This is a genomic window from Lascolabacillus sp. (assembly GCF_028696275.1).
Classification (GTDB): domain Bacteria; phylum Bacteroidota; class Bacteroidia; order Bacteroidales; family Dysgonomonadaceae; genus Proteiniphilum; species Proteiniphilum massiliensis.
On the sequence record NZ_JAQVHI010000013.1, the window covers coordinates 19,340 to 32,845 of the forward strand.

Here is a 13,506-nt window from a genome sequence, read left to right on the forward strand (position 1 = left end):
TGAGTATGAAACTGATCAAATATATATCTGTTTTGTTTATTGCAGCCTTATTTACTCTGCAGGTTACCGGACAGAATACTTCCGGTTCTGAACAGCAGGATAATTTACCTGCTGCAGAGGATCAATTACTACCTCTGGCTGATGATATACAGGATACAGAAGAATCCGGATTATATGAGATGGCATCCAATGCATACAGAAATCAGGATTACAAGAGAAGTATAGAGCTTTACGAGGAGGCGGTAAGTCAGGGAGTTAAAGAAAACCGCGTATCGGCACAACTATATTATAATCTTGGGAATGCATATTTTCGCGATAATCAACTGGGTAAGGCTATATTAAATTATGAAAGAGCACTTTTATTGGACCCGGGTGATAGTGATATAAGGCATAATCTAAGATTTGCAAACAACAGGACTGTCGATAGGATCGCTGCTTCCGGAAACCTTTTCCTGGTAAACTGGATTGATTCTGTCCGTAATCTTTTCAGCTCAAATGTATGGGCTACTATTGCAATTGTGTTATTTCTTCTATTCTTATTATCTGTAGCTGTTTTCCTGTTCGTGAGAATCCTCTGGGCTAGAAAAACTGCCTTTTATACAGGTATTGTACTTTTCATTTTTATGATAATTGCCAATTCTTTCTCCTTCAGGCAGAAGAGAGAGCGTCTTCGTGGAGACACTGCAATTGTGATGGTGGGTGCAGCTGCGGTTAATGCTTCGCCGGATGTTAACAGTAATCAGTTATTTGAACTGCATGAGGGGACTAAGGTTAAAATCAGAAGCAGTGATGGTAACTGGTATGAAGTAGAAATAGCAAATGGTAGTGTAGGATGGACTTATGAAGATAACATAGAGATAATCTGAGAACTATGAGAGATGCGATAGATTCATTACTTCCGCTGGAACGTGACCTGTTTTTTGCACTTAATGGCAGCGATTCCCAGTTTCTGGATAATGCGATGTGGACATTAAGCGGGAGGTTTATATGGATACCGCTTTTCCTTTTTATCCTTTTTATTTTTTTTTATAAGACTTCGAGGAAAGGTGCATTTATAGTTGCTCTCTTTTTTATTCTTGTATTTGTTTTAAGTGATCAGATTTCATCATCACTTTTTAAACCACTTTTTGAGCGGTTCAGACCTACACATCATCCCGATTTTATGTATCTGGTAGATACTGTTAACAATTATAGAGGTGGCAGATTTGGATTTATTTCCGGCCACGCTACCAACGCTTTTGGATTAAGTGTTTTTTTATCTTTGATTTTTAAATACAGGATTATCACGCTAAGTACATTATTATGGGGTACACTTAACAGTTATACTCGTATATATCTTGGTGTTCATTTTATTTCGGATATAATTGCCGGAGCATTAGTTGGAACTATCCTTGCAATGATACTTTACGGACTATATACCATACTTTACAAAGCACCTGTTAATAACATTATGCAAACAGGCGATAAAGCTGTTTACAGCAGACAGAACGCGAATTATCTTTCCTTTTTTATATTAACTTATATTAGCCTGTTAATCATTTTCTCTCCTGTATTATCAACATTACCTCATTGAACAATGTTATAATATTGGTACTAAAACAAATTGGAAATAAATTAATAGAATAGTTTGGAATCTCTGTTTTTTTGAGTAAGTTTAGGGCATATTATTAATACAAATGAATTTTAAACATAAAAATAATTGACCATGGCAAGAACAATCTCATTTAATGACTTAAGAGAGCTGAAAGACAAACTCCCCGATGGGAGTATCCGTCAAATAGCAGAGGAATTAGATATGAAACCTGAGACCGTAAGAAACTATTTTGGCGGATACAATTATAAAGAGGGCAATAGTGTAGGAATTCATATTGAGCCCGGTCCTGATGGTGGTATTGTTGTTCTCGACGATACCCTTATTTTTGATAAAGCTTTAAAGATTTTAGGACTTACAGACTATCCGGAACCAGAACCGGAACCGGAACCTGAACAGACAGATCAGGCAGAACTTGAAGAATAAAAGAAAAAAGAACCCAATAATTGATTGTTCAACACTCGTTATTGGGTTTTTTTGTAGAGTTGTTTTTAACCCTTACATCTGGAGGTCAACACCTTTGGATGTCTCAAAAAGATTAATATGAAAAAAGAGATTACAAATAGTGAATCACGCGATGAAAAACTGGTAACAGTTGCAATTCATACGTATGAAAAAGCACAAATATTAAAATCTATACTTGAATCGGAAGGCATACCTGCTGTTATACATGGTATTAATCTCATTGAACCTACCATTGCCGGTAGTGTGAGGGTAAGAATCAATGAAAAAGATCTTCCGAACGCATTGCGTGTAATTGAACAGGTGGATTTTAAATCAACTGATGAAAAAGAAGATGATGAAGAAAAGGTGAAAGTTATCAATGAGGTATTAATCCCTGTTGATTTCTCCGACTATTCACTTTTGGCTTGTGAGTTTGGATTCCGTCTTGCAGATGATTTAAAATGTAATGTAAAGCTGATGCATGCATTCTTTACACCTTTTTATCCTGCTTCAATTCCCTTTGGAGACTCTCTTACTCTGCAGTCTACTGATAAGGATATTTATCAGGATATAAAAAAGAATACGGAGACAGAGATGAAAAACCTTATTAAAAGGTTAGAGGAGAATATATCGAATGGTAAATTCCCTAAAGTCAGCTTTACCTATACCTTGGTGGAAGGGCTCCCGGAGGAGGAGATTATTTCATATTCCAAGAAGATAAAGCCTACTGCCATAGTTATGGGTACAAGAGGTAAAAATGCTAAAGATCTGGATCTGATTGGCAGTGTGACCGCTGAGGTGATGGATGGTTGCAGAACCCCTATTTTTGCTGTTCCGGAAGACTCAAAAGTACGCAATCTTACTGAAGTCAAGAGAGTGGTATTTCTTACTAACTTCCAGGAGAGGGAATTTAAAGCTCTTGATATTATGATGAAGCTTTTAAAGCCATATCATATTGAAATTATTTTAGCACATATTGCAAAGAAGGAGGATGTTTGGAATGAGATTAAACTATCGGGATTTCAAAAAAGGCTTTCCGAACTGTATCCACTGTTAAAGGTAAGCTATATGCTTATTGATCAGACGGAGAGACTGGAATCTACCCTTGAAAAATATGTGAAGGAGAATAATATTGATATGATCTCTTTATCAAGCTCAAGAAGGAATATTTTTGCCAGGATGTTCAATCCGGGTATAGCACGTAAGATGCTGTTTCATTCAAATACTCCTATACTGGTTATTAAAGGAATGTAGTTATGATTATAAATCTAACAGTGATTGTCTGATTCCTGTTTAATATCAGATATAAAAAAAGGCCTCAATTAAATTTGAGACCTTTTTTTATACTGTTTAATGTCTTTTACTGTATTCCCAAACGTGTTTTTACTTCCTGAGTAATGTTTACTGCCGAAGGATGAGTATAAACTATTGGAGACTGCATATTAGATACATCAAATACAAAAGTATAGTTATTTGCTGCACCTACTGCCTGTATTGCATCTGAAATTTTCTGATTAACAGGTCCAAGAAGCTTTTGTTGTAACTGCTGCATTTCTTGTTGACTGTTCTGCTGAAATAGTTCGTATCTCTGCAGAATTGATTGCAGTTGTGCCTGCTGATCCATTTTTACGGCATCGGAAGTAGTTGCTGCTGCTGCTTCAAATTCCTGGGCTTTCTTGGTGTATTCATCAACCAAAGCCTGGCCGTTTTTAGTAATCTGTTCCTGTTTTTCTGTTAATTGTGTTTCGATACTGGATAATTCAGGCATAGATGCAAATATCTCCTGAGTGTTTATGTACGCTAGTTTTAAGTCTTGTGCTACAAGCGATAAAGGAGCAAGTGCAATACAAAAGATCAATAATTTCTTTAACATGATTGTTACGTTATAATTTATAATTTATAATTCAAAAAAAGTGGATACAAAGATAATGATAAAATTCTAATAGCCTAATCTTGAAAGTACTTCGTCGCTAATATCAATATCAGGGGTTGCAAAAATAATAGATGTAGCAGATGCTCTGTCTAAAACAACAGCATACCCATTATCAATAGAAATTGATTTTACTGCCTCATAAATATTATCCTGTATTGGCTTAATCAGTTTCTCCTGATTCTTAAATAATTCTCCTTCTGGACCAAAATATTGATTCCTGAGTTCCTGAATAGCATTTTCCTTTGCTACAATCTGATTTTCACGTTTGGTTTTCTCTTCTCCTGCAAGAAAAGTGAGATCGGCCTGGTATTTTTTATACATAGCATTCACCTCTTGAACCTCTTCGTCGATAACTGCCTGCCATTGCTTAGACAAAGCTTCCAGTTGTTCATTAGCGTTCTCGTATGCAGGAATTCTCTTTAAGATATACTCCATATCAATCAGTGCATATTGCTGAGCCATGCTGCTACTGATACCTAACGCCAAGAATAAACCAATAAATAAAACTATTTTTTTCATACTTTGTTTTTTTAATCTGTTTATAATGACAGTTGAAACTTATAAACGTTTACAGTACTCTCTGTAAATAATGTTAAAGATATTAGAACTCCTGACCGATTATGAAGTGGAACTGACTTCCTCCTCTGTCTCTGATGCCTGAAGTGCCATACACTGTATCAAAACCATATGCCCAGTCGATACCCATCAAACCGATCATTGGAAGGAAGATTCTCACACCTGCACCAGCAGATCGCTTCAGGTCGAAAGGATTTATCTCATTCAGCTTCATCCATGCATTACCTGCTTCAAGGAATGCAACACCGTAAATTGTTGAGTTTGGCTCAAGTATAAACGGATAACGTAGTTCAAGTCCCAGACGAGTATATGCTCGTGCCTGCATAGCAATTGAGTTGTTCTCGTATCCTCTCAAAGCAACCGTTTCTGTTGCAAAACTGCTTGTATATCCTGTCATACCATCACCACCCACATCAAACGTTTCGAAGGATGTCAGTTTATCCTTGTTGTAGTGTCCCAGTATTCCGAATTCTGCCCTGGTTGCAACTACAGGTGTTCTGGTTACTGTTAACGGTGTAAGTGGAGTATATGTACGCATCTTGAGTTTCCACTTATGATACTCATTCCACCTATGTTTTGCAGGATCATTTACTGCAAGTTTACTGTAATCCCTGCCATCCCATAATGAGAATGGAGGTGTTGCATTTACACTTAGAGTGAAGTCAGATCCGGTTCTGGTATAAATAGGGTTATCTATCGAAGTACGAGATAACGTTAATCCAAGCGTAATACTATTACTTACTCCTGTTGAGAAATCAAATCTGTTTAATGTCCAGTTTTTAAGACCATAACGTTGGAAACCTAATGTTGCCATAATCTGGAAATAGTCGTCAGGCCACTCTAAACGTTTACCATATCCTATAGATGCTCCAAATATATTGAAGACCTGATCCGGGTCAGCAGCATATTCTGCGAGGTCCTGATAACCGTATCCATAACCTCCGTAACCGCCATAGCCACCATATCCTCCGTAACCATAACCCGGGTAGCCATAACCACCATATCCCATACCGGGATAGCCTCCCATGCCATACATGTAAGGATTGGTATTCTGTCGGTAGTAGTCGCTATTTAAACCAGTATATCTTGAGTAGTATGCATTAACCGAGAAGTGGTTAGGCTTTTTGCCCCCAAACCATGGTTCAATAAACTGGAACTGATATGATTGATAATATCTACCGTTGGTCTGTGCACTCAACACAAGTGTCTGTCCATCTCCCTGCGGAATTATACCTCTGTGCATAGATGGATTAAGCATGTTCCTTAAAGAGAAGTTATTCAGGCGCAGACTAAGTTTACCTACCAGGCCGGTAACACCCCAACCTGCAGAAAACTCAATCTGGTCGTTTCCTTTTGATGTCAAAGGGTATGTAATATCAACAGTACCATCTTCAGGGTTAGGAGTTATACCTTTCCCTATATCTGCAGAAAGTGCCTCCGGATCGAAATGGCCTGTCTGGGCAATTTCTCGAACAGATCTCAGCAGGTCATCCTTACTGAACACTGCTCCCGGTTTAGTTCTTAATTCACGACGGATAACATCTTCGTATAGACGATCATTACCTTGAATTATTACACGTTTGATTGTTGCTTTTGGTCCTTCCACAACACGCAACTCAAGATCGATGGAGTCATTTTCAATATTTATCTCTATCGGATCAATATTTGAAAACAGATATCCGTTATTCTGATAAAGATTGATTACAGCATCTTCATCAGATATAAGTCTTTCCTCAAGTTTTTTCTGATTATACACTTCCCCTGAATTCATATTCAGTACCCTGGAAAGCTGTGCAGAAGGGTATTGAGTATTACCAACCCAGTTAATTGAGCGTATATGATAAAGTGGTCCCTCTTCAAGAAGAATATCTATGTTTACTGTCTTATCATCAAATTTATATACAGTATCCTTTATAATTTCAGCATCTCGATATCCCTCCTCATGATATTTACCAATAAGATTTCTTTTATCCTCTTCATAGAGATCTTCAACGAACTTCTTTGCACGGAAAATATTCCAGAGTTTACCTTTCTCATTAGTCTTCTTCATAGCCCTCTTCAACGTTCTGTCGGAGAGTGCAACATTTCCTTCAATATTTATATTGTTAACTTTAAGTTTTTCCTTTTTATCAACAACAATTTCAAGCACAACCTGATTTTTACCCGTTGTGTCAGGGTGTTGAAGGAGTCTGACTTCAGCATCTCCAAAACCCTTTTCGTCATAGAAGTTTTTGATTAAAATCTCAGCTCTGTCGATTTGAGGAGGGGTAATCTGATTTCCTTTTACAAATCCTATCTTAGCTTCAATATCATCCTGCTCGCTTTTCTTCATCCCGGTATAACGTATGTCAGTAACCCTGGGACGGTCAGTCAGCTTTATTTCAAGCCATACACTGTCACCCTCAATCTTGTTCTGGAGTATCTTAACATCAGAGAAAAGTCCTTGTCTCCAAAATCTTTTAAGCGCGTTTGTTATATCATCACCAGGGATCTGTATCTCCTGACCTTTTGAAAGTCCGGCAAAATTGATAAGTACAAACTCCTGTCCTGCATACATTGTTTCCTCTACACCCGTTACCTTTACATCAGCAATGTAATAGGTCTTTGGGGGTGATGTATAATTCACAGTCAGATCACCCGATTCACTCTGAGTTATTGAATCGTTGGTTTGAGCCAATAATACTGTCTGTGGTAGTACTATTAATAGCAGAAGTAAATTGAATATTCTCTTCAACATTGTGATAATTTCTTTTCTCTTACTGTTCTTTTTCAGGTTTTGATCCCGTACTATTACACTCTATCTGTTCGCTGATTTTGCCGAATCTCCTTTCACGACCCTGAAAGTCAATAATTGCTTCATAAAGGTCTTTTTCTCCGAAGTCGGGCCAGTAGACTTCGGTAAAGTAAAATTCCGCATAAGCACATTGCCATAAAAGGAAGTTGCTTATTCTCTGTTCGCCCCCTGTGCGGATTAATAAATCGGGGTCGGGAATTCCATGAGTTGTAAGGTACATACTAATGGTTTCTTCACTTATATCCTCTTTGTTTAAAACTCCATTTAAAACATCATCAGCAATTCTCCTGGCTGCCTCGGTAAGCTCCCATTTAGATGAGTAGCTTAAAGCAATATTCAGTGTAAGAGTATTGCCTTCTTTGGTCTGATCTATACATTCTATCAGTGCAGTACGTGCATATTCAGGCAGACGATCCATATCACCTATACAGGTGATTCTGACTCCATTTTTTTTAAGCTTTTCAGTCTCCTCACTTATAGCATAAACCATAAGGTCCATCAGACCGTTTACCTCTTCTGCAGGACGGTTCCAGTTTTCAGTTGAGAAGGCATATAGCGTCAGGTATTTTATTGAAGCTTTAGTTGCAGCTTCAACTACACGGCTAATGGCTCTGACACCCTCTTTGTGTCCTTCACCCCTTTCAAAACCTTTATTCGTTGCCCATCTTCCGTTACCATCCATTATGATGGCAATATGATTTGGAAGGCGTTCTTGATCTATATAGTCTAATAGCGACATTTTTTAACGTCTATATTGTTACATTCCATGACAAGGGTCAGTGCGAGAACTGAAATCCCAGGTCAGGAAAATCATAGTTAATGAATACCAATCCTTATTTTTCAGTGTACTGCTTCTGATACCATAAGGATTGTCAAGCAGATCGAAGTTATCAGTAAAAAGTTTCCTCATTGAGAACTCGACCCCTAAATTTATCCTGTTTTTTAATTTATATTTAAACCCAATACCTAAAGGTATATTAGCACTGAAAATACTATTTTCACCAGACGCATAGGTTAATCCTACACCTGTAAACAGATAAGGTGAATATGGTTTTGTACCTAAGTATGAATAGTTATCACTATAGGGTAAAAAATTAAATTCAACCTGTGTTCCAATATCAGTGAAAGTTCTGCTGAAATTTATGTTCCGATCAAAAGGAAAAACATTCCCTGAATCTTCACTGTTCCCGGAAACATTACCTGCTATAATATTTGCCTTTAATGCCCAGTTAAAGTTGATATTGTATCTGAACAATGCACCTCCTGAAATTCCGGAATGCAAATACAATTTCGTTTTGTTGGCATCACCCATATAGAAAGATGTTCCGGTTGCTGCTCCTACCTCATATTTATACTCCTGCGATAGTGTATTAGCCGGAAGTACAACTACGATAAATAATAACAGGTAGAAATAAATTGCCTTTTTGGTATTCCTCATATCAACATCTTATGTTTATACACTTTCTAAACGTAAAAGAGGTCGATAAAGTATATCAATGCGAGGAACTATTCCACTAATTCAGGTCAAATTTATTAAGCCTGCCTTTCCAGACATCTCTGATTTGGGTTTGAGCCTGAGATACTCCGCCGAATATCCATATGTTGTTGTTATCAGTAATTACTGATGCATTTTTTCTATAATTAAATGTAGCCGGTAGAGACTGATTCTCTTCTGCCGGTTTCCAGTCCAGTCCGTAATTGTCTGAATAAAGTAAACTGTTTTTTCCTCCTGAGGCTACTAAGATATATGGTTTTTCATCATAGAAAAAGATAGAACTGCCATCAACTGAAACAGATTCTGATTTCTTTGATTTTAAAGCATAGATTTCGCCACCCTTTTCCTGCAATATCCAAATATCATTGCTGTCTGTGTCGTCAGCTTTGCTTCCTCCTGCAATTGCCAGATATTTAATAGTGTATGAAGTTGTACTTTCAATCTGAACAGCAGAGAAGTTCTTTACCGGCAAATCAGCTGGCGTGCCCGAATTCATCTCCACTAACTGAAGTGATGTAAAATCCTCTGTTATGGCTAATTTAGATGTGCTGCTATCATTTACCATTACAAGAATATCATCTGTGGCAGAGGGTATCACTCCATAAATAGTAACAATCGGAAACTCTGTGACAACCTGCGTCCATGTAAAACCATCAGATGTTCTGAACAGTCTGTTATCATCATCAATTGCAAAAATATAGTTTTCTGAAACTGTTAAGGATGATAACTGAATTGCAGGAGGCAGTCCGGTTACCGATGCAGTAGTCCAGTTATTACCATCACTTGCCGAGGATGATGTTGCATTAACAGCACCGTTTGCTATATAGTATGTAATAAATCTATTGTTGAACTCTACTGTTTTCTGTTGATTCACTGTAGTTGGCAAATAATCTTCAGCAACCTTCTCCCATGACATAATATATGGATCCTGCTGATATATGTATAGCTGAATCTCATAGGTCTTTTTAGTAATACCATCAGGAGCAGTAGTTATAATTTTGTGCAATCTTGAAACTTCAATTGAGTCAGACTGAACCCAGGCAAAAGAGCTGTCGGGTATTAGCTGTATAGTAACATCTGAGAATGTACTCAAATTGTTTGCCCCTCTGATGTTCAGAACTACACTGTCGACATGGAACTGGTACGGCAGTGGTTTTTTGTTAAATATCCTGCTGTTAACCTGATCAATAGAAAATTCAGTTGTTCTCAATAAATTTAAGGTATCAGCTTTTGATGCCATTGAAAAAGAGTATATCTGTGCATCAGGTGAATACTCCAGATCTCCATCATTTGATGATCCGAGACAAGAGGAGAGCAGTAACAAATTCATGATAAGAACCGATGTCCAGAGGAAATATTTAGATATCATTTGTTTCAATAATATTGTACATCACATTAAGTCATGCAAAAGTAGGAAGATTTTTCTCTTTAACCATATTAAAATGAATATTTAAAGAAAATTTCGAGATATTTTGCTCTTTAAATGATACTGAGTGGAGTTGAGGTATCTTTTAGTAGCTGCAATACTCCCTTTTATTTCAGGAGAATTCACTCCTCTATGTAGTTTTTTCTCAGATACTTCAATGTAAGCTTCATCCCAAAGATTTTTATTTATAAATGATGATAACAGTTTTGAACCACCCTCTACCAAAAGAGAATAGATCCTCTCTTGATACAGATGATCTAAAATCAATTCATTGCTCTCTTTTGAGAAGTCAATTTCAATAAACTTCAGGTTATCAGTATTTTTAATGTCATCCGGGATAGAGCTTGTGAATACAATGGTAGGAACTGTTCCATCAAATAAAAAACTATTGCGAGGTATTTTGTTGTTTTTATCTAACACAACCCTTGTAGGATCATCACCGAACCATTTTCTTGCAGTCAGTTTTGGATTGTCTAAAATTGCAGTATTTGTTCCCACAAGTATTCCCTGAACCTCTGTCCTGAATTTGTGAACTATGCTGTGAGTTATTTTATTTGAAATTATTACAGGCAGTCTGTTCTCATCAGGTTTTCTTTTTAAATCGATAAATCCATCTTTACTTTGAGCCCATTTTAAAATTATGTAAGGCCTGGAATATAATTGATTAACAAAGAAGAAACGGTTTATCTCAATTGCCTCTTCTTCCAGTATGCCCTCTACTACCTCTATACCATTTTGTTTCAACATATCTATACCTTTTCCGGAAACCTTAGGATTTGGATCTCTAACGGCAATCACAACACGTGGTATTTTGTTCTTGACAATCAGCTCAGCACATGGCGGTGTCTTTCCGTAATGAGCACAAGGTTCAAGAGATACATACAGAGTTGAGGTCAATAAAAGTGATTTGTCTTTTACCGAATTAATAGCATTAACTTCCGCATGAGCTTCACCGAACTGTCTGTGATACCCTTCACCAATAATTTTATTATCATGCACTATTACAGCACCAACCATTGGATTGGGTTTCGTGAAACCTTCACTTTTGCGTGCCAGGAAGAGGCATCTCTGCATATATATCGGATTTAGCTCCATTTTTTTATACCTTTGTTGTTATCAACTATTAATTCTATGCAAGAACTCACTCATTATATTCGACAAGAATTAGGAAGTCTTTACACTCATACTGAGCTGTTTGCACTTATCCGTATAATTCTGGAAGAAGTCACAGGAATTGACAATACAGGAATTATTTCTGACAAATTTAATAATTTATCCTCATCAGAACTAAGCAAAATAAAAGATATTATAGGTAGACTAAAAAAGAGTGAGCCAATTCAATATGTTTTAGGAAAGACTGAATTTTATGGCCTTAATTTTAAGGTCTCTCCTGATGTATTGATACCGAGACCAGAAACTGAGGAACTGGTTGAGTGGATTCTCTCAGAAAAAGCTGCCGGGCCTGTCTCCATACTCGATATCGGAACAGGTAGCGGTTGTATTGCAGTCACACTTGCAAAAAAACTTCCACAAGCTGTGGTCAATGCATGGGATATTTCAGAAGGAGCATTGGATATTGCCAGGGAGAATGCAAGAATAAATAATGTTACAGTAAATTTCAGCAATCAGGATGTTTTGTCAATTAATGAAGATAATGAAATCATATCAGAAGGTGGTAAATATGATGTAATTATAAGTAACCCTCCATATGTAATGGATTCTGAGAAAAAAAGTATGGATGATAATGTCCTGAATTATGAGCCACATGTAGCACTATTTGTAGAAGATGATAACCCTCTGCTTTTTTATGATAAGATTTCTACAATTGCACTGGATCTGCTCAATGATAATGGGAAACTATATTTCGAGATAAACAGAGATAAAGGTGATGATATCCTCCATTTGTTAAAGAGTAAAGGGTATGATCAAATTGAACTTAGAAGAGATATCTCCGGCAACTTCAGAATGATTAAGGGTGTAAGAACAGTTAGTGGCAGCAAACAGACATACAATCATGAATGAGAAACGAAAGGTTATATCTGAAAAACAGGCGTACTCACGCATGGCACGTTTATGTTCACAAAAAGAGTATTGCAGTTATGATATTTCTCAGAAGTTGTACCGACTGAATCTTAATGCTGAGGATATCGAGAGAGTTGTAAACCGTCTGATTAAAGAGAATTTTATAAACGATGAGAGGTATACCAGAAGCTATATTGGAGACAAAATTAAATTCAATAAGTGGGGGAGAATTAAAATCGAACTTGCATTGAGACAAAAGAAAATTCCATCGGAAATTATCCAAAAAATATATGAAGAGATGCCTGAGGCAGAGACGACCAACTCTCTTGAGTATGTGCTTGAAAAAAAGTGGAAAACAGTAAAGGGGGCAAGTATTAATGAGCGAAAAAACAAGCTTATCAGATATGCTCTTGGCAGAGGCTTTGAGATGAGTGATATATTATCATGCTTGCAAAAAATGGATATTGACTCTATTGATGAAGTTTAGAAAGAGATATGATGATAAAATTAAAAAGAGGAAATCCGGACTTTTTAGAAATTTACTGAATCTATTACTTCCGGAGGTGTGTGTGGTTTGTGGCAGGGAGTTGCTTGAAGATGAAAAAGGAGTATGTCTGAGCTGTTTATTTAAGTTACCCCGAACAGATAATTATAAAGTTATTGATAACAGTGCTGAAAGATTGATGGCAGGCAGAATCCCATTTGAAAGAATTGCATGCTATTGTGTATATGTAGAAGGGGGAATACTGCCACCTTTAATACATAATCTTAAATATTATAATAAAAAAGAGATAGGATTTTTATTAGGCAGGATGTTTGGAGATGACCTGTCAGGGAGCGACTTTATAAAACCTATTGATATTATTGTACCGGTTCCGCTGCATCCAAAAAAGGAGAAAATCAGAGGCTATAATCAAGCAGCTGTAATAGCTCAGGGAATATCAGAATCCACTTCACTGCCTGTTTCAACAGGTAATCTGGTGAGAGTAGTTCATAATCCTACTCAAACAAAACGTACCCGTACAGAGCGATGGGAAAATGTTAAGGATATATTCTATGTGAAAGATAAGCAGCTATTTGAACAAAAACATATTCTGCTCGTTGATGATGTAATCACTACAGGATCAACAATTGAGGCTTGCGGAATAGCTCTGCATAAATGCACCAATCTGAAGATTAGTATTGCAACAATAGGGGAGGTTTTATAAATCAATTAGCGGTTATT

At 36.9% G+C, this 13,506-nt stretch carries 14 protein-coding genes; 7 read left to right on the top strand and 7 right to left on the bottom strand.

Annotated elements, in window-relative coordinates; all coding sequences use genetic code 11:
* The first annotated feature begins 5 nt into the window (after positions 1 to 5).
* The 4 genes from PHO43_RS05075 to PHO43_RS05090 all read left to right on the top strand — a co-directional run bounded on the left by PHO43_RS05075 (position 6) and on the right by PHO43_RS05090 (position 3,289).
* Positions 6 to 866 (top strand): tetratricopeptide repeat protein, encoded by an 861-nt coding sequence (locus PHO43_RS05075; RefSeq protein WP_053827172.1) that lies wholly within the window; start codon positions 6 to 8, stop codon positions 864 to 866.
* Positions 867 to 871: 5 nt separating this feature from the next.
* Positions 872 to 1,573, top strand: a complete 702-nt coding sequence (locus PHO43_RS05080; protein WP_045090385.1) for a phosphatase PAP2 family protein — start codon at positions 872 to 874, stop codon at positions 1,571 to 1,573.
* 132 nt (positions 1,574 to 1,705) lie between these two features.
* Entirely contained in the window at positions 1,706 to 2,017 is a 312-nt protein-coding gene (locus tag PHO43_RS05085; RefSeq protein ID WP_045090384.1) for a hypothetical protein, read from the top strand.
* A gap of 117 nt (positions 2,018 to 2,134) precedes the next feature.
* The gene (locus tag PHO43_RS05090) at positions 2,135 to 3,289 is read left to right on the top strand and encodes a universal stress protein (protein WP_045090383.1); all 1,155 of its coding nucleotides are present in this window, start codon (positions 2,135 to 2,137) and stop codon (positions 3,287 to 3,289) included.
* A 106-nt stretch (positions 3,290 to 3,395) separates the two neighbouring features.
* Here the strand turns inward: PHO43_RS05090 and PHO43_RS05095 are convergent, their stop codons facing one another.
* The 7 genes from PHO43_RS05095 to ribD all read right to left on the bottom strand — a co-directional run bounded on the left by PHO43_RS05095 (position 3,396) and on the right by ribD (position 11,333).
* Positions 3,396 to 3,908 (bottom strand): OmpH/Skp family outer membrane protein, encoded by a 513-nt coding sequence (locus PHO43_RS05095; RefSeq protein WP_045090382.1) that lies wholly within the window; start codon positions 3,906 to 3,908, stop codon positions 3,396 to 3,398.
* A 66-nt stretch (positions 3,909 to 3,974) separates the two neighbouring features.
* Entirely contained in the window at positions 3,975 to 4,487 is a 513-nt protein-coding gene (locus PHO43_RS05100) for an OmpH/Skp family outer membrane protein (RefSeq protein ID WP_045090381.1), read from the bottom strand.
* Between the two features lie 82 nt (positions 4,488 to 4,569).
* Positions 4,570 to 7,281, bottom strand: coding sequence for a BamA/OMP85 family outer membrane protein (locus PHO43_RS05105; RefSeq protein ID WP_288011509.1), 2,712 nt, complete (start codon positions 7,279 to 7,281; stop codon positions 4,570 to 4,572).
* Positions 7,282 to 7,300: 19 nt separating this feature from the next.
* Positions 7,301 to 8,077, bottom strand: coding sequence for an undecaprenyl pyrophosphate synthase (gene uppS, locus PHO43_RS05110; RefSeq protein ID WP_045090379.1), 777 nt, complete (start codon positions 8,075 to 8,077; stop codon positions 7,301 to 7,303).
* An 18-nt stretch (positions 8,078 to 8,095) separates the two neighbouring features.
* Complete coding sequence (gene porG / locus PHO43_RS05115; protein ID WP_288009452.1) at positions 8,096 to 8,776, bottom strand: type IX secretion system protein PorG; 681 nt, start codon at positions 8,774 to 8,776, stop codon at positions 8,096 to 8,098.
* A 76-nt stretch (positions 8,777 to 8,852) separates the two neighbouring features.
* Positions 8,853 to 10,163, bottom strand: a complete 1,311-nt coding sequence (locus tag PHO43_RS05120; RefSeq protein ID WP_288011510.1) for a DUF6242 domain-containing protein — start codon at positions 10,161 to 10,163, stop codon at positions 8,853 to 8,855.
* 120 nt (positions 10,164 to 10,283) lie between these two features.
* A complete protein-coding gene (gene ribD / locus PHO43_RS05125) occupies positions 10,284 to 11,333 on the bottom strand; it encodes a bifunctional diaminohydroxyphosphoribosylaminopyrimidine deaminase/5-amino-6-(5-phosphoribosylamino)uracil reductase RibD (RefSeq protein WP_288011511.1) in 1,050 nt (349 codons plus the stop codon).
* A gap of 57 nt (positions 11,334 to 11,390) precedes the next feature.
* Here ribD and prmC point away from each other — a divergent pair, with 57 nt between their 5' ends.
* The 3 genes from prmC to PHO43_RS05140 are packed head-to-tail and all read left to right on the top strand — an operon-like array spanning position 11,391 to position 13,489.
* Positions 11,391 to 12,281 carry a peptide chain release factor N(5)-glutamine methyltransferase gene (prmC, locus tag PHO43_RS05130; RefSeq protein WP_288011512.1) on the top strand — a complete coding sequence of 297 codons (891 nt, stop codon included), beginning with the start codon at positions 11,391 to 11,393 and terminating at the stop codon, positions 12,279 to 12,281.
* On the top strand, positions 12,250 to 12,768 hold the full coding sequence (locus PHO43_RS05135; protein ID WP_288011514.1) for a regulatory protein RecX: 519 nt from the start codon (positions 12,250 to 12,252) through the stop codon (positions 12,766 to 12,768). Before prmC ends, PHO43_RS05135 begins: the two co-directional genes overlap by 32 nt.
* Entirely contained in the window at positions 12,758 to 13,489 is a 732-nt protein-coding gene (locus PHO43_RS05140; protein ID WP_288011516.1) for a ComF family protein, read from the top strand. The genes PHO43_RS05135 and PHO43_RS05140 overlap by 11 nt, the downstream gene beginning before the upstream one ends.
* Positions 13,490 to 13,506 lie beyond the last annotated feature (17 nt).

Coding starts and splice junctions, on each gene's coding strand:
- PHO43_RS05075 (WP_053827172.1), top strand. CDS start 6: ATGAAACTGATCAAATATATATCTGTTTTGTTTATTGCAGCCTTATTT.
- PHO43_RS05080 (WP_045090385.1), top strand. CDS start 872: ATGAGAGATGCGATAGATTCATTACTTCCGCTGGAACGTGACCTGTTT.
- PHO43_RS05085 (WP_045090384.1), top strand. CDS start 1,706: ATGGCAAGAACAATCTCATTTAATGACTTAAGAGAGCTGAAAGACAAA.
- PHO43_RS05090 (WP_045090383.1), top strand. CDS start 2,135: ATGAAAAAAGAGATTACAAATAGTGAATCACGCGATGAAAAACTGGTA.
- PHO43_RS05095 (WP_045090382.1), bottom strand. CDS start 3,908: ATGTTAAAGAAATTATTGATCTTTTGTATTGCACTTGCTCCTTTATCG.
- PHO43_RS05100 (WP_045090381.1), bottom strand. CDS start 4,487: ATGAAAAAAATAGTTTTATTTATTGGTTTATTCTTGGCGTTAGGTATC.
- PHO43_RS05105 (WP_288011509.1), bottom strand. CDS start 7,281: ATGTTGAAGAGAATATTCAATTTACTTCTGCTATTAATAGTACTACCA.
- uppS (WP_045090379.1), bottom strand. CDS start 8,077: ATGTCGCTATTAGACTATATAGATCAAGAACGCCTTCCAAATCATATT.
- porG (WP_288009452.1), bottom strand. CDS start 8,776: ATGAGGAATACCAAAAAGGCAATTTATTTCTACCTGTTATTATTTATC.
- PHO43_RS05120 (WP_288011510.1), bottom strand. CDS start 10,163: ATGAATTTGTTACTGCTCTCCTCTTGTCTCGGATCATCAAATGATGGA.
- ribD (WP_288011511.1), bottom strand. CDS start 11,333: ATGCAGAGATGCCTCTTCCTGGCACGCAAAAGTGAAGGTTTCACGAAA.
- prmC (WP_288011512.1), top strand. CDS start 11,391: ATGCAAGAACTCACTCATTATATTCGACAAGAATTAGGAAGTCTTTAC.
- PHO43_RS05140 (WP_288011516.1), top strand. CDS start 12,758: ATGAAGTTTAGAAAGAGATATGATGATAAAATTAAAAAGAGGAAATCC.